We start from the raw sequence: 23,848 nt of genomic DNA, 5'->3' as shown, positions 1-23,848 counted from the left end.
TTTAATTACTGTAAAATAAATTCCTTAATCTGCTTAGTCAATAATGCTTTACGCTTTTTGATAAAATCAAGGAAATAGTCTAAACTATAGTCGTTCATTTCAGGTATATGATGACGTTCCTTAAAATTAGCATCTCGATCTTTTAGCCATAAATCAAAAGGTTTAGCATTTTTAGATTTATTTTCTGAGTCATCCAACAATTCTAAATTCAAAATTGAATTATAGCAGGCCTGGTACTTTTCTATAGTTACATCATCATATCCTTTTGCACGAAGATTTTTTATTTTAAATTCATTTTGAGGATAAATATGGTCTTCATTGTATTTCTTATCTTTCCAATCTCTCCCTTGATACAACAATGATAAAATCAAATAGCTATATTTAGTACCATAACTATAGTTCAGCATATTTTCTATCTCCATATCGTTGAATGTCATTTCAATTTTCAATTCTTTACTAAGTTCAACATAGGGGAAATAGTCTGTTGCTAATTTAACAACAGGTCTCATACTATTCAATTTATTATCAGTTGAACTACCTAGCACTCCTTTAAGCAGCATCATGATAATCCATTTTTGAATATTATTTTGATCCTCAACATCTTTCAAATTAGAGGAGGTGAGATAGCCTTTGTTTTTCCCTCTCAAATATTGAGCAATAGGAAGTAACACCAACCTTGCTACTAAATTTTTATCTGTAAAGCCATAACGACTAACCAATTTTATACTATTGGCAATGGCATCTTTTGTTTCATCCCAATGATCTTCTATACATTCTAGGTTTTTCTTCGTGAATGAACTAAGTTTATACTGTATAGGAAGATTTTCTGTTAGATACATCGCCCCTTTCATCACAAAGTCTTTACCAAAATTGTAACCAGTTCCTATCTTGTTAATTTCATCTGTAAATTCATTGATTTCTTCTCTTGCGTTCAAATTCCTCCATTTAGCAGTCGCTGTTGACAAAAGAATATCGCTATATTCTAGTTTTTGACCACCAGTATTGGTACGAATAAATATCTCTAAAACCTTATCATAATCATCAGATTTTTCCTCGTAATAATTTATGTTTTGAGATACATTTACTACACTAAAAAGTTTACTTATCATTTTTCGAGCTTTTTTCTTAGCTCCATCATCAAAAGCATTAAGCTGATTTTCTATAGAATCTTTAGCATCTTCTGCATCATCATAATTTAATATATCTCCAACACGATACCATAATTGAGGATAATCTGTTCTTTGCAGAGGTGTTTCATCCTCTTTAAATAAAAATTGATATGTCATCTCCTCTGGATTATCATCTCCCTTATCCCAAAGAAGATTTAAATATAGTCTTGTTGTTCGCCACTTTCGATAGAAAAAACGATATGAACCACGTAAGGCTATATTTATAGATGTTATCCTCTGCTGTCCATCAAGAACCAAATATATATCTTGATTTACACCATCCAAATTAGCCTCTTTATTATGCGGTTTTGCCTGATCAAAGTCTTTTATAAATTCATATGAAGTCCAATCTTTCTTCTTTTCTTCTCTAATCTTCCAAAAAAGGAAAGAACTAATAGGATATCCACACATAATAGAATCAAACAGTTTTTCTACTTGCGCTGGATTCCAAACGTATTCTCTCTGAATAGCAGGTAAAAAAGTATTCCTCCCTATTCTTTCGGATATTAAATCCTTTATCGTAGTATTAAAATAAGCCATATGTTTATTCCTTATTCTTATTTATTGTTTGACGCAACAAGTTAAAAACAAAATCTATTTCAGCATCGTTTTTCAATGGGAAACGAACTTCATAAGCCCCATTTCCCCAATGTCCAACTTCTGACACATCACGAGTAATACCTTCTGGGTCTTTGAGTGTTCCTTTCTTAGCATTGAGAAACAGCCTTATCCCCTTGTTTTGCATAACTATATCACAAAATACCTTTCCTCCTATTTTGAAACCTATAGTTTTCTTTTTGGGATATATTGTAATATCCTCTCCAAATGATAGCAAAAACTCTTTGATTTCTGTATAGATGTTGAGAAAATCATCTTTTATGTTCTCTAAATGATCCTGTTCGCTATAAACTTTAATTTCTTTACTTACCGTTGTTATTGCCTCACTATTAGAAACCGTTTTAATACTTTCCTTGCTTGAACGGTTTACTATCTGTCCAAATGAAAGCGTATCATTTGTAAAACGTTTGATTTCCCATAGTTCTATAGGCAAGTCTTTGAAATTGATAGCTTCTTTTTGATAAGTTGTAAAATTAGGTGAAACAAACAACACCTTTGACTGAGACCAATCCACATCGTTCCGTTTGAGTGCACCCGACTTAGACTCGTTGTACTCTAAAATAAATTCAGCCTTGTTATTTAACATCAGGGATAGATAAGCATAACCTTGGTCTATTACACTAAAATTCTTATCTCTTTTATATTCTATTATTACAAAGGATTTTTTCTCTGAATCAAAAGCCAAAGAGTCTATACGGAAAGAACCAATAGAAAATTCCGTCTTGATGAAATCAAGCCCAAGCAACGTCTGGAGATTCCTTTCAACGATGTTTTGAATTTCCTTCTCCAACTTAAATGGCATCTCTTTTATAAGCGTTAGTTGCTCATTATTTATCTTGTATGTTGACATCCTTATTCCCAATTAAACGTTTTTATAATACTACGCAGTCTTTCCATTATTCTCGTCAAAGCCCTTCGGGTTTTGATAAGACCAAGATGTTTCTCTTTCAATGCCTTTTGTATAATCTCCGGCTGCTCTTTTTGTAAATAGTCATACTCCTTCATGTAATGATTAAGCACCTCCGCTGAAATCTGTTCTTCATCAGCCAAATCATTCACGGCCTTATTGCGTTCTGACACAATATATTGGTTTAATCGTTCTTCCAATTCGTTTGTTCCGTCAGCCTTATTACGACCGTTCATGAAATTCTCCTTGTCTTCATCAACATTCTTTTTGATAAAACCGTCAATGAGTTTGGCTTTGCCACGCATTCCGGCATCCTTAATCATTGTATCAATGATATTCTGGCGTTTTTCAGAATAATCATCACTATAAGGGTCAAGGTCATTAATTAGTGCAAGAATGTAAGCCACATTGATAATGTCACTGTGTAAGAGCTCAAGACAGAAATCAATATCTTCCAATCCTTGGTTATTTCCGTATGGAACAGGATCTTCCGCAACAGTTGACGGTGCAGCAGGTGGGTCAATAAACCCGACTGTAATATCAAGATATTTACTCTTATAATCGTTAAACTGTTGTTCAGTCATGCCGAGGTCTTCAGCATCCTCGCTGTAATCTTCGTATATCTGTATTTCTGCATGTTTACGGATAATATCACGGAATGCAAGCACAAAATTCTTCTTGTCATTTTCGCTTTGCAGAAAGTCTATACTACTTGGTGTTGGATATTTTTGCAGAAAATCAGTTGACAAACTCTTATACTCCTGCTTTACTTTTTCAAACGGAGGGCGTACTATATCTTCAGGATTATCAGAGTTGCTGAACAATTTAATAGACGTATCAACATTGTTTTTCAAATCTCTGAAACAAACTATTTTACCAAAACGTTTCTTCTCGTTCAACACTCGGTTGGTTCGACTGAACGCTTGCAGCAAACCATGATATTCCATATTCTTGTCCACATAGAGCGTATTCAGCTTTTTACTGTCAAAGCCTGTAAGGAACATACCCACAACAAGACAAAGATCAAGCGGTTTCATATCCGCCTTCTTCTTTTTCATGCGCAGATTGATGTCATCATAGTAAGCACGGAAGTTCTCCGTGGTAAAAGATGTGCCGAAGTTTTCATTATAATCGTCCATGATGGCTTGCAGTTCATCCGCCTCACCCACGCTCTCTTTTGCATACTGCCCTGTACCCATGCCGGTCTGTTCATCATCCTGACTATTGTTAGCAGCATAAGTAAACACAGCACCAATACGGATTTTCGGATTCAACGATCTGAATATCTTGTAATAGCGTATAAGCATCGGCACGGATTGCACCGCAAACAAAGCATCAAACTCTCCATCGAATGTAGATTTGTTAAAATTGTTAAGGATAAATTTGGCAATCTCCTCCATACGAGCTTGGTTATCGTTATCAACTATTTCGTTGCCGTGATAATACTCCACAAGGAAGCCAAGCACATTTTCATCCGCTATTGCATCTTTAATAAGATATTTATGAAGACAGTTTCCGAATATTTCCTTAGTGGTATGTCCATCCACCGCATTCTCGGTGAAGATAGGTGTTCCAGTAAAACCGAATATTTGGGCATTGCCAAAAAACTTCATTATCTTCTTATGACTATCCCCAAAATGACTGCGATGGCACTCATCAAATATCATAACGATACGTGAATGACGGATAGCATCAATCTTGCTGCTATACCACGTTTTACTAACTGCCGCATTAAGTTTTTGAATGGTGGTTATGATAATTTTGGAATTGCTTTGAAGCCGTTTCACTAATTCATCCGTATTATCAGTACTATCTACAGCCCCTGGTTCAAACGCTTCGTATTCCGATTGAGTCTGGGTATCAAGGTCGTGTCGATCAACAACAAACATAACCTTATCCACATCGTCCAATTCTGACACAAGTTGTGCGGCCTTGAACGAAGTCAATGTCTTTCCTGCACCTGTAGTATGCCAGATATAGCCGTTATCGTTGGAGTTCTGCACACGATCCAGAATCTTCTCCACTGCATAGAACTGGTAAGGACGAAGTACCATCAAGCACTTGTCGCCCTCATGCAGCACAATATACTTTCCTATGATTTTGCCAAGCGTACATTTTTCCAAGAAGAATACGGCAAACTTATCCAATTCATTGAACGGATGATTGGCAGCATCTGTCCAGTTGAATGTGAACTTATACCCACTATTTGGATTATTGGCAAAATAGCGAGTATTAACACCGTTGGATATGACAAACAGTTGGATATAATCAAACAATCCGTGAAACGAAGTCTTGTGATAACGCTGTATTTGGTTGTATGCCTGTTTAAGTTCCACGCCACGACGTTTCAATTCAATCTGCACAAGTGGCAAACCATTGATTAGAATCGTCACATCATAGCGGCATTTTTTACGTCCTTCCACCGTAATCTGGTTGGAAACCTGAAATTCATTCTGACACCACTGCTGCCTATTTAGAAATTCCACCCATATACGCTGTCCATCAGCCGTATCAAGCGGATATAAGTCACGGAGTTTCTTTGCCTTTTCAAAGCGAGTACCACCTTCAAGGTATATGAGAATCTTCTCAAACTCTTCTGCCGTAAACTCAGTACGTCCGTGCTCTTCCAATCGTTTGCGGTTGTGAATCTCCAACTGCCGCTTGAAATTGGCATAAAGATTATCTTCCTCGACAATCTGGACATACTCGTAGTCCATTTGTCGGAGTGTAGCTATCAGTCCGGCTTCCAATGCCGCTTCGCTTTGTGTTGACATATTCTTGTCCTAATGAGTGGTTAGTTTATTTTTATATTGTTATTCAGTATTTTGACATCCAATGCTTTTTCAATCTTGCACAGAGTTTCCAATGACATATTCTCCCGTCCTTTTAGCACTTTGGAAATATACTGCTGCGAACAATTCATCTTCATAGCCAACGCCTTTTGAGTCATACCGAGCAGCTCCATTCGATTCGACATAGCTGCAGCTATAGCCTGTGAATGGCAAACCCAATCTTCTCTTTTGTTTTCCATTATATTTTTTACTTCTCCTAAAGCGTTGTCTATCTTTTCTTCAGCCATTGTATGAATCAAAAATACCTTTGTCCTATTTTGTAGGCAAAGGTACTATAAATAATTGAGATAGCACAACTTTCAGGTTGTTAATCAACGAATGGGCTCTTAGATTATTACCTTAAGGCACAGTCAATTTTTGCATCATAATCAATTATGAACAAACAAACCTCCTTGAGATTCCAAATCTATGAAATTGATATTGGTTAAATCGTTAATATCTATTTTTTCAGTAAACTTATTATCTATCACAATGAATTGAAAATTCCATTCTTTTGTATCACAATATTTTGCAAAAGCATCTATAGTTCCTAAAGCAACTTTATCTTCCGCAACAATCTTATCTCCATACTTTGTACAAAGAGGTGAATCAATAATAAGAAGACGAGAAAAAGCACGTTCTTGATTATAACAATAATCTAACAATGCAATCATTACTGCAGTAAAAGTTATAGAACGATTCCCTTTTCCGTAACTAGAACGATGACGTTCACCGATAAGAATATCGAATTTTCTATAATCAAAATTAACTTCAGTATCCTTATCGATAAAATTCCACAACACAAGATTTTCTTGTATTAGAGAAAGAAATTCTGGAGAAATATCCCGCCGTTGCTTTTTATTATCACTCTTAATCTCCTTTAAATCTTCTTGAAGCTTATTTATTAATTGTTTTTTAGTTTTAATATCTTCCTCTAATTCCGCGTGCATAAATTTTTTACTTAAATTCACTTCCGCTCGTGACAAAATTTCTTTTAGTTCTTCTATGTTCGGATGAAGAGAGGATATAGACATATCAACTATATGTATCTTGGCATAATATTCTTCAATATTAGCAGATATAGATTCTATCTCTTTTTCCTTTTCTGATATTAAAACATTTAGATCTTGATGCTTAAAATATATTTCATTGTATTCATTTCGTATTGCTTCAGCATATTCTGATGATGAAATATTGGCAATCATGTGATGCGCTATTGTTGAACCGCATAATGGACAATCTACATCCTTCAGCTGAGACACCAAAGAATTTCCAGCATTAATAAATTGCAACCGACTCATTTCATCTTCGTAATCAGATTTTAAATTATTCAGCCTTGATATAAGATGAAGTAACTTCTTTTTTTCCGTCTCATATATCCTAACCTCTTCTAAAATTTGTTCTCGCTTATTATACAAAGCTTCCTCCTCCGAAGCAACCTCTGACAATTTCTTTCTATAAACATCAATAAAGCTATCATCAGTTAATGAAATATATCCAACATCGCCCAAAGATTCCAATTTTAATTCTGCCTCTTTAAGAGTTTGAGTCAAATACTCAATTTTCCCATTTATGCGAGATTTTTTATCTTTAGGATCTTCATTTGGTCTAAATTCACTATCATCAACGCCTGTCATCAAATATGCAATAAGGTTTTTCTCAACCCATTGCTGATTCGGAACAGAGTTATAGACTAATGGAGATTTGTCTTTTGCTGCAACTCTTGTTTCATCTATCATACATAAGTGACGAATAGCTGGATATGATATTTTCGTCGGATTCTTTCTCTCCGAAGATTTAGAATATATGGTTGGGACATTAGAAATTGACAACAAAAAATCAGACAAACTAATATTTGAAGAACCTTGACAACTATATTCAGTTTCTTTGTGCTGTCCATCATATTCACTTAACAAACATGGAGAAACATATACAGACATTGAATTTATGCTTCTCCTCAATGTATATACTCTTTCATCGTAAGTATGAATTTCAAGTAAGAAATCTGTATAACCATCCCCCTCTGGAGGTAAGGTCAAATCTATACTTCCTTTACCTAATACAAACTCAATTATTGAATATAATGTCGTTTTTCCTGTGTCAGATTTTCCTAGAACAACATTACACCCTTTCTGAAAAGTCAACTTCGATGTTGATACATTTTCCCCACGAGCCTCAAACTCTTTTATATATAATCCATTGTTATTCATCATGAATCTCAAATTTGGCTATTAATATATGACAGCAATTGCTCTTTCGCAATATCATGCAAGATGATATCAGTTTGGTGTATTGCTTTATATAGTTTTACTGCATATACTTCTGTTGCCAACTCTGTAACCAAAGCATTTCCTATATTACTCAGCAAATACATATTTTCATTTTGATTTATTTTGCAAACTATTAATTGTTTAGCCAACAGCAGATGCAAAGAATCATTGATTGTTTTTTGAAGTCCAACATACGTAAACTGATGATTCTTCCAATCATTATTACATGACACATAGTCGTATACAACAATACGTTCTTTTTCCATCGATTTATTATATACCGACAATATAAATAACACCCTCAAAGAGACATCCAAGACGCCATCAAGTATCTTTATTCGTTTACAGTCCATTTTATTCTATTTTCATTTGAAAGTTGATGACACACACCAACACATACATTACTATCTACTAAATGAGAAATCAGCATTGATGTCGGCATATTATAAGTTCCTGCCTTTTTTTCAACTGATTTTACTTTTGTAAAACCATCAGGATAATCATCATCCAGTTCATTACCAATATATCGTTCTATAGATGTTACTAAATCATTAAATTCATCAGAATCTGGAGCAGTGGATTTTCTACTTGCAATCTTTACTTCTTCCGATTCATAAAACGATATTCTAGCTCTATCCAAATGTTTTCGATATTTACTTACAACCGCATTATCATCATCTATAACATTTATAATATAACCCGCATGTTCGGAATAGGCATCATTAAGATTCTGAATATAATTACGTTCTGTGTTTATTGGAGAATGTGGTACTTGAAGAGGAGTACGTTTAATCATATTAAATCCACCTCCAAAATAATAGAAATAATAAGGACTTTGACGTATCTCATCAATAAACTTTATCGGCCCTATTTTCTTTACAATATTAAAATCAAATTCATCAATATAAGTAGACAATTCCTCATTTAATGCTACCCAGTTAGTACCAACTTTTTTATTTACCACAGTTTCCCAGTCGTTTTTCAACTTAATTTTAAGATTTTTTCCATTATTACTAAGCAAATCAACGAAAGACTGACTAACATCTTTAGGACAAAGAATATAATAATTCTGTGGTATCGGATAGGTGTTATTAAAAGTATATATCAATAATTTACCCATTTCTCCACACAGGTCACTATAGGTTAGTGCTGATTTATATTGTTTACATTGATATAAGTCAAATGCGCCTTTTACCCTATCATAATATGCCAAAACATCACGCCCTTTATCCCCAGCCTGACCGACTCGGTATACTTCAGTATATCCTTTATTGCCCAAACAGGAATATGCCCATACGCACACCAGTTCTTCATATGTATCTTCATCAATACTATAAAGTCTTTGTAATGGAGTCATATTACAAAGAACCCTATCTTCATTACTTAACATATTTGTGGTGTTTGATAAAGGTTGCTCAATAGGCTCAAGTACTAATGAATCCAAATTACTCATATAGGCATAAATAAAAATTAAACTTGATATTTCTCATCTTATCTATAAAAGATACAGTTAATTTATTTCTATCCTCTATTTCCTTAAAGAGAACCAATCACTTTCCATTGCCCACCTTTATCTGGACCAACACGTTGAATCAAGCCTTCATCTACAAGCGTTTTTAAGCGACGTTTTACACTACTGTCGTGAAGACCTGTCTTTTCAGATAGTTCTGTTCTACTTATATTAGGATTCGACTTTATCAATTCAAGGATAATTCGCATCTGGTCGCTTTTCTGGTCGCTTTCTGGTCGCTTCTGGTCGAAATGGTTAGTTCCTTGTCTTTCTTCCAAAACCTTCGCACAGACAGTTGCTTTCATGATAAAGGCAACTAAATTGTATTGCGGTTCTTTGACACCCAATGCCGACAACTCACGGCACATACGATCTACACCCTCACCGAACTCTTTTACATAGTCGTATGCTTTGAGGAATTCCGCAATTTTCGGATTGCGAGAGAAATGGGTATGACGAATATTGTCAGTGCGAACAATGCCCGGCAACTTGCCTGGTGTTTCGAACACAAGACGGTCGTCGAACATCTTTATCTGAATTTCCGTGCCCTTAATACTGTAATCGCGATGGCAAACGGAGTTCACCACCATCTCTTGTATTACAAACTTGGGGTATTCGCGGTCGGTTTTGAAGATGCCGTCCTCTCCGAGATAGGAATGCTCCTTGACCTGCGTTTCAAGATATTCGACAGTTTTCTGGATCTGTTCAAGAATACGACCATCGAAAGTAACATCTTTGATGACATTCATTTCACGTCCCACCTTTTCCTCTGTGCCGAAATATTTGATAAAACGTACTCTTGCACGAGGAAAGAATGTCTGAGGATGCTTGCCAAAAAGCAATATACAAGCTGCACTGACTTGCGGCACATCACCTTTATAGGTCACAAAACCTTTGTTCTCTTGCAGATATTCCATTGCAGACTTGCCATAGCCAATCCGTTTCATGTAGGCTTTGACTGCATCCATATCTATATCATCAAGCGTGGCATCGTATGCTGTGGAATCCTCGTAATAGCGTTCTCCTTTGTCGTACATAAGTTGCAAACGCTCATCAAAAGTCAGTTTGCGTGATTTGTCTCCTACACGCCAAAACACTTCATCGGCTTGATTCGCATGAAGTCGCGGACTTGCAGGGATGTGCATCAACAATACACGGTTATCACGTCCCTCAGCATCCGTACAAGGCACATAATCCGTAGTGACAGAAACTGATGGAACACAAAAGTCCAAAGGTGTCCGCAATATATCATTGAGATGTTCCTTGTCCTGGTTAACACCCTCTATTCTGCGAGTCTTATCGGATATACCCACAGCAATCATTCCACCATCTGCATTCGCCATAGCGACTATGATAGTGGCAAGGTGTTTAGGCTCAATGAGGATACTTTTACAGTCAAAAGTCTGACCTTCCTGCATCTGCCGTATTTCTTCTATTGTATATTTCATATCCTCTATTTTTCTTTTGTATGGCAAATCAATCTGTGAATATCCACATCCAGCACTTCTGCTATCCGCGCCAATGTGTATAAATCAGGTTGCGAATGATTGTTGCACCACTTTGACACCGTTGCCGGATCTTTCTGCAAAGTTTTAGCAAGCCACTTACTCATAATGCCTTTCTCAGCTAATACAGCCTTTATACAGTTCAAATTCGCCATATTATATTCAATTATAAATTGCGTCAAATGCAAAGCTACATATTTTATTTGGTTTGCGAGCATGATTGAAAAATAAAATCCTATATCATAGTGTTTTGGCAAAAGAATTTAATGAAAAGTGATGTGAGAATGGAATTTATTTGCTAATTTTGCATTGCTTTTAAGACAATAAAACATTAACAATGCAAAGAAACAGAATGAACATATTTTCAATAACAACCACAATTCAGAGCAACAAACGCACTGAATCCGTGTCGAGTGTTCATGTTTCATGCATTGAACCTCGTAGAGCAAATACTTTCCAGCGAACATAACGAGTACATTATTGTACTATGAGAGAAAAGAAACTGAATAGTTGGAGAGTCCTTACCAAGCTTTCCAACTATTTTGTTTGTATGCCCATTTGTGACAGTCGCCTTTGTGATGCTCTTCTGCCATTTCCGTCTGATGGGCTGTTGGTAACCGGATTATTAACGTGCAGTGATGCACACAAATTGCAAAGAAATGAACTATAAATTTGATGGCAGTAAGGTGTTCTTTACATCCGATACCCATTTTTATCATGGGAATATCATTCGTTTCTGCAACAGACCGTTTAAGGATGTGGAAGTGATGAATGAGACTATAATCTCCAATTGGAATAATACAGTCGGGCAGGATGATATCGTGTTTCATCTGGGAGATTTCTGTCTTGGCGGTTCAGCCGAATGGACTAAAATCCTTGACAGGTTGAACGGAAAGATATATCTGATTATGGGTAATCACGATTTGAAGAATATACGCCAAGGCTACATTGACAGATTTGAACATGTGGCAATGCAGATGCACATAGAAATTGGCAAACAGAGGATATATTTGAATCATTATCCCTTTCTATGCTTTGATGGAGGATATAAAGATGTGTGGCAACTATTCGGACACGTTCACACAAGAAAGAACAACACCGGAATAGATGCTGCCCGGCTTCAGTATCTCTATCCAACGCAATATGATGTGGGAGTAGATAACAACAACTTTACCCCTGTTTCATTTCAACAAGTGAAGAGAATAATTGAAAATCAAGTGGGACAATTTAATAAGAATAAATGATAAGGAAGATTAACAATGAGTGAATATACTACCATTTATTTAAGATGCAAGGAGATACCTTTGTTGAAGTACAAAGAGCATCCTTCGTATGAGGAATATCAAAAGTTATCTAAGGAAGATTTAATGAAAGTTAATCGTGAGATTGATGAATATAACAAACAAGTCACCAAGTCTTTGGGATGTAAATTGTTTTATCTTAGCACTACTCCAAGCCGAGAGTTGACGATACTTCCATGGAGTCCTTCTCCGAGTATACTAACCAAAGGCCTGCTTGATGAGATTCTTTATTTCTACCAAGAAGAGATTGATAATTACAAAAATGCTATTGCTAAAAATAAAGAAGATATAGCCAAGTTGGAAGTCCGTATATCCAAAGCAAATGTCAATTTGTACGGTAGAATCAGCAAGGAGATAGACGAATGCTATGAAAGAATAAATTTTGAAGAAGAAGAACTCGAACACTACCAATACTTGTACAACAAATTTGCTTTCTGTAGCAGTATCATAAACAACGAATCAAATTCAGAGTATTATGAACTGATTTACACAAAAAGTTAATAACATAAATAGATTATGAAGATACAATATATGAGTGACCTGCATTTGGAGTTCAGCGACAACAGCAGGTGGTTGAAGCATAATGAATTGCCTGCGACGGGCGATGTTCTGGTTCTTGCCGGAGATATATTCTATTTGAAAAACAAGGTCGCGCCTTTGGCTAACTTTTGGAAATGGGCATCTGCGAATTATCGTCAGGTGCTCATTGTGCCCGGAAACCATGAGTATTACAATTATTGTGATGTAATGGACAAGGGATTGCAATGGAAATGGCTGTTCAAGAACAATGTAGGATATTATCAGAATCAAGTAGTGCGGATTGATGATACCGACTTTATCATGAGCACTTTGTGGTCTCGAATATCTCCATCTGACGAGTATTTTGTGTGGAAGGGCATGAACGACTTTCGGCAGATAATGTATAATGGCAAATTGCTCCAAACAGAGGAATTCAATCAGATGCACAACTTCTGTTTGGATTTCATCAAGCAAAGTCTGGTGGAAACCACCGCCAAACACATTGTGGTAATAACGCATCATCTTCCCACATTGGAGGTTGTTGCATCTCACCATAAAGGTTCTGTGTTGAATAGTGCATTTGCAACTGAACTGAGTAGGCTTATTGCCGACAGTCGCATTGATGCATGGATTTATGGGCATTCACATACCAACATTGATGCTGAGATAAACGGAACAAAGGTAGTTTGCAATCAGATGGGATATGTTTTTGAGAACGAACATATCGCCAATGGTTTTAATCCGGGCAAGTGCCTTGTCTTGTAAAAGGCATGAACTCGTCAGCAATACGCTAAAGCCTCAATATATCATATAGTAACTAAAAATGCTCCTTTTTGTATATTATATGATATGTTGGGGCTTTAAAAATTCAGTTATTCGAAAATTTCCAATAACTGAATTTTTGCTTGCCAAAAGAAAAAGATATGTCTCCACTCTCAACTTGACTTTAATGACCGTTATTATATACACGGGCAATAAAGTTAAGTCAAATAGAGGGAGAGAAGAAAATTAGCCTACTGGGTATTTTTTCTTTTCGCCAGCAATCAATATCAGTCACTCCGTGTTCAATCTTGGAGGAGCAACCAGCAATATAGACATAGGCATAACACTAGATGAAATGCTATGCAAAATCTTCCGAAAACCTCATAGTACAGCTGGCAAATTTGCCCCCAAAACCACCTTTTTTATCAAAGTCTTTTCATTTGTTTTCCTGTACCGGAAAAACGCATTATCTTTGCATCAGTTCAGCGAAGAATAAAGAGCAAAATAAGACTTTCCTACCGTTTAATTTTCAAAACATTGGTAGACAATTAGTCCAATATGCTGCATCGGAAAGTAAGTGGTGGTTACCAACAATTAGCATCTATCATCAACGATTATTAAGGCGTTCATTTTGAGCGCCTTTCTTTTTAGCCTTATAAGCGATGGTTATCGTTTATAGGGCTTTTTCAGCTCATTTTTGTACCGTATTTGTTGCTCGCTTGTTACTCTCCGATTTTAGGTCGGAAAGGTCGTGGAGAAAGTTTACTATGGTTGACTATGATTTACGATAGTTGAACAAAATGGAGAAATTACAAGAGAAATAAACCTCTAAAAGTAACGAATATGGCAACAAGTAAAATGAAAATCAAGAAGGTATGTGAATGGTGTGGCACAACATTCTATGCCCAAAAGTTAACGACACGCTTCTGTTCGCATCGGTGCAATAATCTTGCATATAAAGAAGCGGTGCGGCAGAAGAGAATACAAGAAATAGAAACCAAAGTCCAAACGGTAATCAGTGAACAACCCATATCCTATTTCAAGGATAAAGAATATCTATCATTCAAGGAGGTTGCAACTTTATTGGGGCTGAGCAAACAAGCCGTATATAAAATGGTATATGCCACATTATGAGAACGTGCCGTTTGAAATACCGAATTCATGGGTGTGGACAACGATTGAAGAAATATGCTCAAAGATAGGTTCCGGTAGCACGCCAAGGGGAAGTAACTATTCTGCGAACGGGATCCCTTTTTTCCGCTCGCAAAATGTATATAATGACAGGCTTGTTTATGATGATATCAAATATATTTCCGAAGAAGTTCATCAGAAGATGAAAGGTACGGAGGTACTTGCTAACGACTTGTTGTTGAATATTACTGGTGGTTCATTGGGAAGATGTGCTGTAGTTCCTGCTGATTTTAATTGTGGTAATGTTAGTCAACACGTTTGTATTATGCGTTCTGTTTTAGTTGAACCTGAATATTTCCATGCGCTAGTTTTATCTTCATACTTCGCTAAATCTATGAAGATTACGGGTAGTGGTCGTGAAGGATTACCAAAATACAGTTTAGAACAAATGGCTTTTCCTTTACCACCTCTTAGTGAGCAACAGCGCATTGTAATGGAAATAGAGAAATTGTTTGCTTTAATCGACCAAATAGAACATAGCAAAGTAAATTTGCAAACCATCATAAAGCAAACCAAGAGCAAGATTCTTGATCTTGCCATTCACGGAAAACTTGTGCCGCAAGACCCAAACGATGAACCTGCTATCGAATTGTTGAAACGTATAAATCCCGACTTTACACCTTGTGATAACGGGCATTATACGCAGTTGCCTGATGGATGGACGTTTTGTAGGCTTGACCAAATTATAGGTTATGAACAGTCTACAGCTTATATTGTAGAATCGACAGCTTATGATGACTCTTATTCAACCCCAGTTCTGACAGCCGGTAAATCATTTATTATTGGTTACACTAACGAGGCTACTGGTATATACTCGAATCTTCCTTGTATAATCTTTGATGATTTTACAACTGATTCGAAACTAGTTGATTTCCCTTTTAAGGTAAAGTCATCTGCAATGAAGATTCTAAAAGTACATAAGGACATTGAAGTTGATTATGTGGCAATGTTTATGAGCATAACCAAATTGGTAGGTGACACCCATAAACGATATTGGATTTCTGAATACTCAAAATTAGAGATACCAATACCATCGAAGGCAGAACAAAAGCGAATTATTCATGCAATCCATGGAATCTTTACACAATTAGATTTAATAATGGAGAGCCTATAAACTCTCCATTATTAAATCTAAAGACATAAAAGCCTTGGTTATAGCCTTTATAATCCTTTGTTGTTCTTTGTAAGGTGGAATAGGAATTTCTATTGCTTTGAATAGTTTCTTGTTCAAGTGGGGAATAGCAGAACCAACCTTACTTTCTCGCAAGACTTTCCTATGCAAGTTGATTGCTTGTAGTACATATTCTTCGTTCATATTTTCGTTGATAAGCAACTGTTTGAAAGTACTACCTTGATAGCCGTCAATCGAAGTCCTAAATACCTCACCAGAGTTCTCGCCATCTACTAAAATCAAAAGTGAATTTGCAGTAACATATTTTCCAGAAGTCAAAGTTTTGGCATCACGCTCACCACGCAAATATTTGACATCAAGATTTATTCGTTCTATTCCTTTTTGCTTATCACCATCAACCAAAGAGCATAGTACTTGCATAGGTGCAACAGTCCATCCATTAGGCAACTGCGTATAATGCCCGATATATTCTATTATATTGTTGCCGTATTCATTATAAATCAATATAATATGGTAACAAAATTCAAAAGCTATCTCGCCAAAACTAATTTGGCAAAAAACACTGTTACATCGTATGTGTGGACAGTACAGTATTTCCTCAATCATTATGGAGAAGTAAACAAAAAGAACCTTTTAACATATAAAGGGTATCTGGTGGAGAACTTTAAACCGCAAACGGTAAACCTACGATTGCAAGGTATCAACAAGTATTTGGAATTTACAAAACAGGAGAAACTGAAGGTAAAGTTCGTCAAAGTACAGCAGAAGAACTTTTTGGAAAACGTAATCAGCGATGCAGACTACAAATTTCTAAAAACACGCTTAAAAGCTGATGGTTATAATGAGTGGTATTTTATCGTATGGTTTATGGCTGCCACAGGCGCACGTGTCAGTGAATTGCTTCACATCAAAGCTGAGCATGTACAAGTTGGCCATCTTGATCTTTACAGTAAAGGTGGAAAAATACGTCGTTTATATATTCCGAAAAATTTGCGTACAGAAGCCACAAAATGGCTCAAAGAAAAAAGTCTTATTTCCGGCTATATATTCCTGAACCGATTTGGGGAACGTATTACAACACGTGGCATAGCCCAACAACTGAAACATTTTGCGGGAAAATACGGAATGAATAAGGAAGTGGTTTATCCTCATTCATTCCGTCATCGTTTTGCCAAGAACTTCCTTGACCGATTCAATGACCTTGCTCTACTTGCTGACCTTATGGGACATGAAAGTATTGAAACTACTCGTATTTATCTCCGTCGAACAGCTAGTGAACAGCAAAAAATTGTGGACAAAGTAGTAAACTGGTAAGTTTTATCTATCCTTAGAAGTGTAATTAATTACACTTCTAAGGATTTTTGAATATTATCAAGGGATGAAAAAAGTTCTTCTATCTTTTGAACGATGCGTTGTTGCTCGTTGATAGGGGGGAGTGGAAAATACATATCATTAAAGTCTGTAATATTAAATCCTGTTTGAGCCGTCCTTGAAATTTCTTTTAGTTTTCCTTGATATAGGTCAGATAAATAATAATAGTATGCATACTCCTTGTATATGAGATTTTCAAATTTAAAGATAACCTTTACCATTGCCACATTATAAGCCCCTTGTTTAGCATGAAACACTTTTCCTAAAGAACCACCATAACGTGCTAATAATATATCTCCTTTTTCGGTCTGTTTTGAAGCAAGATTAATTGGGATATAAACAGGTACAGGAGACTCTCCATAATCTCTAATCTGATAAAGTCTAATGTAATTTGGTTTAGGTATAGTTTCAAAATAACTCTTCGCAGGTTGTGATCCTCCAGATATATCTAAGATAGAATTATGACTACACCATGCCCATGTCTTAGGTATTTTATAAGGTAACTTCCCACTATGCCCGTTATCACAAGGTGTGAAGTCGGGATTTATACGCTTCAACAGCTTAATTGCTGGCTCTTCATTGGGATCTTGTGGTACTAGCTTACCATGTATGGCAAGGTCAAGAATTTTGCTCTTGGCTTGTTTGATGGTTGTTTGTAAATCGTCCTTACCTCCTTCTATAAGTTCTATCAAAGAAAACCATTTCTCTATTTCTATTACAATACGCTGTTGTTCAGCAAAAGGTGGAATTGGCAATAGAAAAGAACGTAATGTCTCCAATCCTACAGTCTTTTGTGCTGTACCTGTGGCAAACTCATCGCATTGTCCTTTGAAATAACTACTTTTTAGCAGGTGTAAAAGATATTCACTCGTATTCAAAGTTTTTATCAACCCAATGTGCCGTTGAAAACAAAATTTACAATCAATGTTTACAGGTACAACAATACCATAAGAACCTGTTACGGTGAATAACAAGTCTCCTTTTTCCGGTTTTCTATCAAATGAAATTTTCTCATAATATTCTTGTGGAACAAAACGAGTATTTAAGAAATTTAGTTTTCCTTTTGCAACATCTGAAATAACCAAAAATGGGATGCCAATATCTGACTTAGGCGGTGCTTGATGATCGCCATCAGTCACACTTTTAACATAATCCTCCAATTTGCACCATACCCATGAACTCGGCACCTCAAACGGCACATTCTGATAATGTGGCGTATCGGAAGTCTTTGCAGACTTCTTGCTCCGCTTGATTTTGCCTTCCTTTATCAGTCGTTCTTTTTCAGCCTTGATTCGTTCGAGCAGAACTGATGCAGGTTCATCGTTCGGGTCTTGCGGTACAAGTTTTCCATGTATCGCAAGGTCGAGTATCTTTTGACGTAACGCTTTTGTATCCATCGTCGTATTTCTGTTTGTATTTGTGCAGTTTTGGCTGCACAAATACTATTCATTTTCTTCCAGTTTCTTTAATTCCTCATTTTCTTCAAACTCTTCAATCCATTCCTTCACCTTGGCTTGCAATAAAGCCTTGTTGGGGAGATAGAGTTGATAAGCAGAAGCATAGATGTTAGCATCTTTAGGCAAGGTGAGTTCCACTAGTGCATCGTTCTTCTCCTTACACAGTAGAATACCAATTGTCGGCTTTTCAAAGTCTTGTTTGACATAGCGGTCGTAATAGTTGACATACATCTGCATCTGTCCGAGATCTTGGTGAGTAAGTTTGTCTATCTTCAAATCTATAAGCACATAGCATTGTAGCAAACGATTGTAAAACACCAAGTCAACAAAGAAATGCTGCTCATCAAACGTGAACCTTTTCTGCCTTGCTTCAAATAGGAATCCTTTGCCAAGTTCTAATAAGAATTGCTGCATCTTGTTGATAATGGCATTCTCCAATTTAGACTCTGAGTAAACTGCATCGGGCTTTAGACCAAGAAACTCTAATGTGATGGGATTCTTGATGATGTCCGATGGTTTCCCAATAGTTTGCCCTTCTTTAGCCAACCGCATTACTTCATCTTTGTTACGGCTCAAAGCCAATCTCTCATAAAGACAGCTTCCTACTTGACGGCTAAGTTGTCTTTTAGACCATTGTTGTTGGGTACATTCTATTTCATAGAAACTGCGGGCATCCGGATTTTCCACCCTCATCAGTATAAGATAATGAGACCATGAGAGAGCGAATGTCGGTTCAGAGATATGTTCCTCTGCCTTCGAATAATCGGCTAACCACTGGTTAGCCTTTTGGCTCGACTTTGGACAACCACTGGTTAGCCCTTTAGAAAAGACAATATAAAACTGCCGTATATTCTTAAGCGTTGAATACGACCATCCATCTCCCAACCTATCAGTCAGACGTTTGGAGAGTTCTTTCAGCACCGCCTTTCCGTATTCGGCTCTTGTTTCTCCCTTTTGCTCATATTCTACTATATATTGTCCGATATGGAACTTAGTAAAGACCTCAGCAATATTGATAGCTGTTGCCACACGTTCCCTTGCCTGCGTGACAAGGTCAACAACCTTTAAGAACAGGTCGTTTATATCTTTATCATTTGTGCTAATATCTTTTCGCATAGCTCAATTTTCTTCAATATTTGCAAGCAGTTTTTCAAGTTCAGTCACCGCTCTACTGATGGTCTGGCTCTTATCCTTGATGTCTGCCATCAGTTCTGCCAATGAACGGTCGTCCACCTCACCACCTGGTTTTATCCAAGTAATGTCAAGACTTGTTTTGTCTCTGGCAATAATTTCATCTACAGGATATTTACGCCAACGACCTTGCGGATTATTTTCTGCATCGTAGATCTCTACTCGATTATTGTAGCAAGAAACAAAATCATCCAAATGATGCCGTTCCAGTTTATTGGTGGCAAGCGTATGCTTTATGTCTGTACGGTAATCGTAAAACCATATTTCTTTGGTTGGTTGTCCTTTGCTGAAAAACAACACGTTGGCTTTTACGCCTTGCGCATAGAAAATCCCTGTAGGCAAGCGCAAGATAGTATGCAGATTGAAATCCTGCAATAAGCGTTTGCGAATGGTCTCACCTGCTCCTGCTTCAAAAAGGACATTATCAGGAAGCACCACTGCCGCACGTCCTCCTGTTTTGAGCATAAGCATCATGTGTTGGAGGAAGTTTAACTGGTTATTTTTGGTCTCCACATAGAAATCCGGACGGTTGATATCCACAGAGCCTGCCGGACGAGTTCCAAAAGGAGGATTGGCAAGTATCACATCAACAAGAGTTGACGGTTCTTTTTCCAAAGAATCCTCACAAACAATCGGACTACGGTCTGTACCAATACCATGCAAATAAAGATTCATGGAAGCGAGCGTCACCACTAAAGGCGTATTATCCACACCATGCAAAGCTTTGTCACGCAAGAAATCACGTTTTTCTTTACTTGCTGACTGACCTTTCATATAATCGTAAGCTGTAAGTAAGAATCCACCCGTTCCACAAGCCGGGTCACAAACCGTTTCACCCATTTGCGGATTGATACAATCTACCATTGCCTGAATAAGTGGACGAGGAGTAAAATACTGTCCTGCACCGCTTTTCTTGTCTTGCCCGTTCTTTTCAAGAATGCTTTCGTAGATAGCTCCTTTCACATCACCGTCCATAATGAGCCATTGCTCCTCATCAATCATGGTGATGACCTTTTTCAGATAAACAGGTTTGTCTATCTTGTTTTGTGCCTTCGTATAAATCGTACCTATCAGATTGTCCAGCTCACTAAGCAATTTAAGGGTCTCTTCATATTGTTTTACCAAATCCAGACCATCAAATGCTATCAAATCTGCCCACTGATAACCAGTTGGAATAGCCGACTCTTCTCCAAACATTTCTACATTTTCGGCATCCATCTTCAAGAATAAAAGATAGGTCAGTTGGGTAATATAATCAGTGAATCCTATTCCTTGTCCGGCAAGAGTGGTTGCCAGATTCCATACTTTTTTGGTGAGCGATTGCTCAGTTGAACTATTTGTTGCCATTTTTTATGCTGCTTTTCTTAATACTACAAATGTGTAAAGGGAATGAAGTGCTTCGTCCACTTTCTGCATATTACCAAATGCCCGAATCATTTGTGCCGCTTGGGTTGCGTCATCCTCTCGAATATCTCTGACCGTACAAGCTCCGTTAGAAGCAATGTAATCCACAATACGACTGATAACCTCTCGCTGTTTGTCAGTTATTTCACGCTGGGTTTGTCCTAACCAAAGATTGAAAAACTGTTTAGAGGTAGTAACTACACTATCCAATCGTTCGATTTGGCGGAAAGCAAAGCGCACAAGTTGTATGATATTGGTCAATGCATCGCTTTCTTCTTTGGTAGTGGAACGCCTTACCGCTTTAGGATTGACTATGGCATAAGAGTTCCAAAGTTGTTTGGAAGTGAAATGGTTGTTTGCCATTTTGAGTTTGTTTTCCAAATCCTTCAACATAGAATAGGTGATAGGCGTTCCTTCATTATTATATATAATACGTAGTGCTTCTATTTCATCACTGTGTTCTTTGCAGAACTCCTCGAAAGCCTCTGTCGTACTTTTTGCTTCCTCAATGGAAAACCCTTTGGAGATAAGCGTATCTTCACCCGGCATCAATGTATTGACGAATCCGGCTGCAAGTATAAGAAGGTATTTCCGAGCATCCGCATGATTGGCAAGCGGAGCGACTAGCCCCTTACGTTCATTGTTAGGCTCATCAGTGCTTACAAACAGTGGAAGAATGCCTTTCTCCAGCGCATCGTATATTCTAGCAGAAAGTTCCTTCATGTCATCATGAGACAAACGGACAAACTCTTTCCGTTGCGAATCATCCGCCTTGTTGTATATTCGGGCAAGCGTTGCCGCAAGCCGTTTGAGATACTCGTCAGGAATATAGCCATGACTAATACGTTCTAACAACTCCTTTAGAGTAATCGTTTTTGTTGTAGGACCATCATCTATAGGTGCCACTGTTTGCGCATGCTCCGTCACGCCTACCGCATCAACCAAATAAAAACAATCCTTGCTGAATGCGTTCGGGGTAACATTGCGAAGTTGGTCATCACCAATAGTACGCACTCCACGCCCTTTCATCTGAATATACAAAGGCAATGACTCCACATCACGCATGAACATCACCACTTCCAGTGGCTTTACATCTGTTCCAGTGGCAACCAACGTACAGGTCACAGCAATACGGAAATCCTTGTCGTTACGGAATTGGCGTATCAGTTCGTTACTGTCGCCTGCCGAATAAGTAATTTTCTGAACAAAGCGGTCGTCATTCCGTCCGAACACCTCTTTAGCTATCTGTACGATATTTGTAGCGTGAGCTTCATTGAGAGCAAATATCAAGGTTTTGGGCAAATAGTCCATATTCGGCTTACGTTGCGGGTCATTAAACAATTCTGTATAAACCACATCCCGATAGGTCGAAAGGATTAACTTTATCTGTGCCGGATTAATAACACTCCGATTAAGTTCTTTATTTGTGTAGTTTTTGGTTTCCTTACTACTTACAGTCTTGACCTCACCTGTATATCTTGTTTCTTCTTTAAATTTCTCACCCTCTAATATAGCCCCACCCGTTTCCGTGACTTGGGTTTTTATTCTATATACCCGACAATCCACATTCACACCATCAACGATACTCTTTTCTAATGTATAGTTGACAATGCGATTGTTATTGAAAAAAGCCATTGTTTCGGGAATAGGTGTCGCAGTCAAACCTACCAATCTTGCCGTATCAAAATACTCCAATACCATGCGCCAGTTTCCATAAATGGAGCGATGGCACTCATCTATAATAATCATATCAAAGTAATCGTGCGGTAAATTGGGATTGGGAGGCAAGGTTACTTCCTCTGCAGGTTCGTTCTCATCATCGTCATCATTATCCTCAATAGCTTCTCCTTTCAAGAATGAAAACAAACGTTGTATTGTAGAAATAACGACGTTACTATCAGAAGGGATAGAAGGTGAGCGAAGGCGATTGACCGTAAAGATAGTATTGAAAGCGTCTCCATTCTCTGTCAGTCGGAAAGTTCCAAATTCTCCCTCTGCCTGTTTTCCAAGATTATTTCGGTCGACAAGAAACAACACCCTACGCATTGGTGTATAAGAAAGCATTCGGTAGGCAGCAAGACAAGCAGTATATGTTTTGCCTGCTCCGGTAGCAAGAACCATCAATGCCCGATTTTGCCCAGCACGAAAACTCTTTTCAAGTTCTGTCACCGCTTCATACTGGCAATCACGAAGCCCCTTCCTTTTCAATGTGGGAAGTCCGGCAAATGTATCCTCAATCCCCAGTTTCTTGACCAATTCATGTGGCGTAGGAATAGTTATTATCTGTTTGAAACAAGAATCTTGTTCACGGAAATCACAGAAGTATAGTTCTTTTCCATTTGAGGTAAAGATAAAAGGCAATGGCTTTTGATATGCCTGATAGATATTTGGGACACTTCGTGCATATAGAGCTGCTTGCTCGCATACTTTTGAAGCAAAAACGTCTGTTTCTTCACGCTTAGCTTCAAGTACTCCTACTGCTTTTCCATTAATGAAAAGGAAATAATCGGCTTCAAGATTTCCTTTCAATAAACCTTCTCTTATGGCTACAGCCGTACCAGTAGGTTCATAATCCTCCCTATTAACTACTTTCCAACCAGCATCGGCAAACCACTGGTCTATCTTTATTCTTGCTTTTTCTTCAGGAGTCATATTCTTAATAATATATATTATCAGAAGTTTATGCTAAAAAACAAATTGATATTCAAAG

20 protein-coding genes are annotated in these 23,848 nt (G+C 37.3%); 6 read left to right on the top strand and 14 right to left on the bottom strand.

All coding sequences use genetic code 11. The features are described from left to right. Nucleotides 1–5 precede the first annotated feature (5 nt). The 9 genes from BT_RS22875 to BT_RS22835 all read right to left on the bottom strand — a co-directional run bounded on the left by BT_RS22875 (nucleotide 6) and on the right by BT_RS22835 (nucleotide 10,965). On the bottom strand, nucleotides 6–1,709 hold the full coding sequence (locus tag BT_RS22875) for a DUF262 domain-containing protein (protein ID WP_011109316.1): 1,704 nt from the start codon (nucleotides 1,707–1,709) through the stop codon (nucleotides 6–8). Between the two features lie 4 nt (nucleotides 1,710–1,713). Next, on the bottom strand, nucleotides 1,714–2,637 hold the full coding sequence (locus tag BT_RS22870) for a DUF5655 domain-containing protein (RefSeq protein ID WP_011109315.1): 924 nt from the start codon (nucleotides 2,635–2,637) through the stop codon (nucleotides 1,714–1,716). Nucleotides 2,638–2,639: 2 nt separating this feature from the next. Beyond that, complete coding sequence (locus BT_RS22865) at nucleotides 2,640–5,468, bottom strand: type I restriction endonuclease subunit R (RefSeq protein ID WP_011109314.1); 2,829 nt, start codon at nucleotides 5,466–5,468, stop codon at nucleotides 2,640–2,642. Between the two features lie 20 nt (nucleotides 5,469–5,488). Further along, a complete protein-coding gene (locus BT_RS22860; protein WP_011109313.1) occupies nucleotides 5,489–5,773 on the bottom strand; it encodes a helix-turn-helix domain-containing protein in 285 nt (94 codons plus the stop codon). Between the two features lie 141 nt (nucleotides 5,774–5,914). Further along, a complete protein-coding gene (locus BT_RS22855) occupies nucleotides 5,915–7,738 on the bottom strand; it encodes a hypothetical protein (RefSeq protein ID WP_162303133.1) in 1,824 nt (607 codons plus the stop codon). 5 nt (nucleotides 7,739–7,743) lie between these two features. Continuing rightward, nucleotides 7,744–8,148 carry an ABC-three component system middle component 2 gene (locus tag BT_RS22850; RefSeq protein WP_004328581.1) on the bottom strand — a complete coding sequence of 135 codons (405 nt, stop codon included), beginning with the start codon at nucleotides 8,146–8,148 and terminating at the stop codon, nucleotides 7,744–7,746. Then, a complete protein-coding gene (locus BT_RS22845) occupies nucleotides 8,130–9,248 on the bottom strand; it encodes an ABC-three component system protein (protein ID WP_225011925.1) in 1,119 nt (372 codons plus the stop codon). Before BT_RS22845 ends, BT_RS22850 begins: the two co-directional genes overlap by 19 nt. An 83-nt stretch (nucleotides 9,249–9,331) precedes the next feature. Beyond that, nucleotides 9,332–10,753 carry an RNA-binding domain-containing protein gene (locus BT_RS22840; protein WP_011109309.1) on the bottom strand — a complete coding sequence of 474 codons (1,422 nt, stop codon included), beginning with the start codon at nucleotides 10,751–10,753 and terminating at the stop codon, nucleotides 9,332–9,334. A 5-nt stretch (nucleotides 10,754–10,758) separates the two neighbouring features. Beyond that, the gene (locus tag BT_RS22835; protein ID WP_040293447.1) at nucleotides 10,759–10,965 is read right to left on the bottom strand and encodes a helix-turn-helix transcriptional regulator; all 207 of its coding nucleotides are present in this window, start codon (nucleotides 10,963–10,965) and stop codon (nucleotides 10,759–10,761) included. A gap of 504 nt (nucleotides 10,966–11,469) precedes the next feature. On the opposite strand from BT_RS22835, the gene BT_RS22830 reads away from it, so the two are divergent. The 5 genes from BT_RS22830 (at nucleotide 11,470) to BT_RS22810 (ending at nucleotide 15,697) form a co-directional block, all read left to right on the top strand. Then, complete coding sequence (locus BT_RS22830; RefSeq protein WP_004328577.1) at nucleotides 11,470–12,054, top strand: metallophosphoesterase; 585 nt, start codon at nucleotides 11,470–11,472, stop codon at nucleotides 12,052–12,054. A 15-nt stretch (nucleotides 12,055–12,069) separates the two neighbouring features. Further along, nucleotides 12,070–12,612, top strand: coding sequence for a hypothetical protein (locus tag BT_RS22825; protein ID WP_004328576.1), 543 nt, complete (start codon nucleotides 12,070–12,072; stop codon nucleotides 12,610–12,612). 15 nt (nucleotides 12,613–12,627) lie between these two features. Continuing rightward, nucleotides 12,628–13,395 (top strand): metallophosphoesterase, encoded by a 768-nt coding sequence (locus BT_RS22820; RefSeq protein WP_004328575.1) that lies wholly within the window; start codon nucleotides 12,628–12,630, stop codon nucleotides 13,393–13,395. Between the two features lie 840 nt (nucleotides 13,396–14,235). Beyond that, nucleotides 14,236–14,526: a helix-turn-helix transcriptional regulator gene (locus BT_RS22815; protein WP_008764676.1), complete on the top strand. Its 291-nt coding sequence runs from the start codon at nucleotides 14,236–14,238 to the stop codon at nucleotides 14,524–14,526. Next, complete coding sequence (locus BT_RS22810; RefSeq protein ID WP_008764675.1) at nucleotides 14,513–15,697, top strand: restriction endonuclease subunit S; 1,185 nt, start codon at nucleotides 14,513–14,515, stop codon at nucleotides 15,695–15,697. Before BT_RS22815 ends, BT_RS22810 begins: the two co-directional genes overlap by 14 nt. Here BT_RS22810 and BT_RS22805 read toward each other — a convergent pair. After that, complete coding sequence (locus BT_RS22805) at nucleotides 15,692–16,219, bottom strand: restriction endonuclease subunit S (protein ID WP_008764674.1); 528 nt, start codon at nucleotides 16,217–16,219, stop codon at nucleotides 15,692–15,694. The genes BT_RS22810 and BT_RS22805 overlap by 6 nt on opposite strands. A gap of 6 nt (nucleotides 16,220–16,225) precedes the next feature. Between BT_RS22805 and BT_RS22800 the strand changes: the two genes are divergently transcribed. Continuing rightward, on the top strand, nucleotides 16,226–17,029 hold the full coding sequence (locus BT_RS22800) for a tyrosine-type recombinase/integrase (RefSeq protein ID WP_008764673.1): 804 nt from the start codon (nucleotides 16,226–16,228) through the stop codon (nucleotides 17,027–17,029). A 29-nt stretch (nucleotides 17,030–17,058) separates the two neighbouring features. Here the strand turns inward: BT_RS22800 and BT_RS22795 are convergent, their stop codons facing one another. The 4 genes from BT_RS22795 to BT_RS22780 are packed head-to-tail and all read right to left on the bottom strand — an operon-like array spanning nucleotide 17,059 to nucleotide 23,790. Further along, a complete protein-coding gene (locus BT_RS22795; RefSeq protein ID WP_011109307.1) occupies nucleotides 17,059–18,483 on the bottom strand; it encodes a restriction endonuclease subunit S in 1,425 nt (474 codons plus the stop codon). A 45-nt stretch (nucleotides 18,484–18,528) separates the two neighbouring features. Further along, the gene (locus BT_RS22790) at nucleotides 18,529–19,659 is read right to left on the bottom strand and encodes a PDDEXK nuclease domain-containing protein (RefSeq protein ID WP_011109306.1); all 1,131 of its coding nucleotides are present in this window, start codon (nucleotides 19,657–19,659) and stop codon (nucleotides 18,529–18,531) included. A 3-nt stretch (nucleotides 19,660–19,662) separates the two neighbouring features. Further along, on the bottom strand, nucleotides 19,663–21,081 hold the full coding sequence (locus tag BT_RS22785; RefSeq protein ID WP_011109305.1) for a type I restriction-modification system subunit M: 1,419 nt from the start codon (nucleotides 21,079–21,081) through the stop codon (nucleotides 19,663–19,665). A gap of 3 nt (nucleotides 21,082–21,084) precedes the next feature. After that, nucleotides 21,085–23,790, bottom strand: coding sequence for a DEAD/DEAH box helicase family protein (locus BT_RS22780; RefSeq protein WP_011109304.1), 2,706 nt, complete (start codon nucleotides 23,788–23,790; stop codon nucleotides 21,085–21,087). Nucleotides 23,791–23,848: the final 58 nt, after the last annotated feature.

It is taken from the genome of Bacteroides thetaiotaomicron VPI-5482 (assembly GCF_000011065.1).
GTDB classification, from domain to species: Bacteria; Bacteroidota; Bacteroidia; order Bacteroidales; family Bacteroidaceae; genus Bacteroides; species Bacteroides thetaiotaomicron.
Note: the sequence above shows the minus strand (reverse complement) of the source record. Positions and strands in the feature narration are given on the sequence as shown.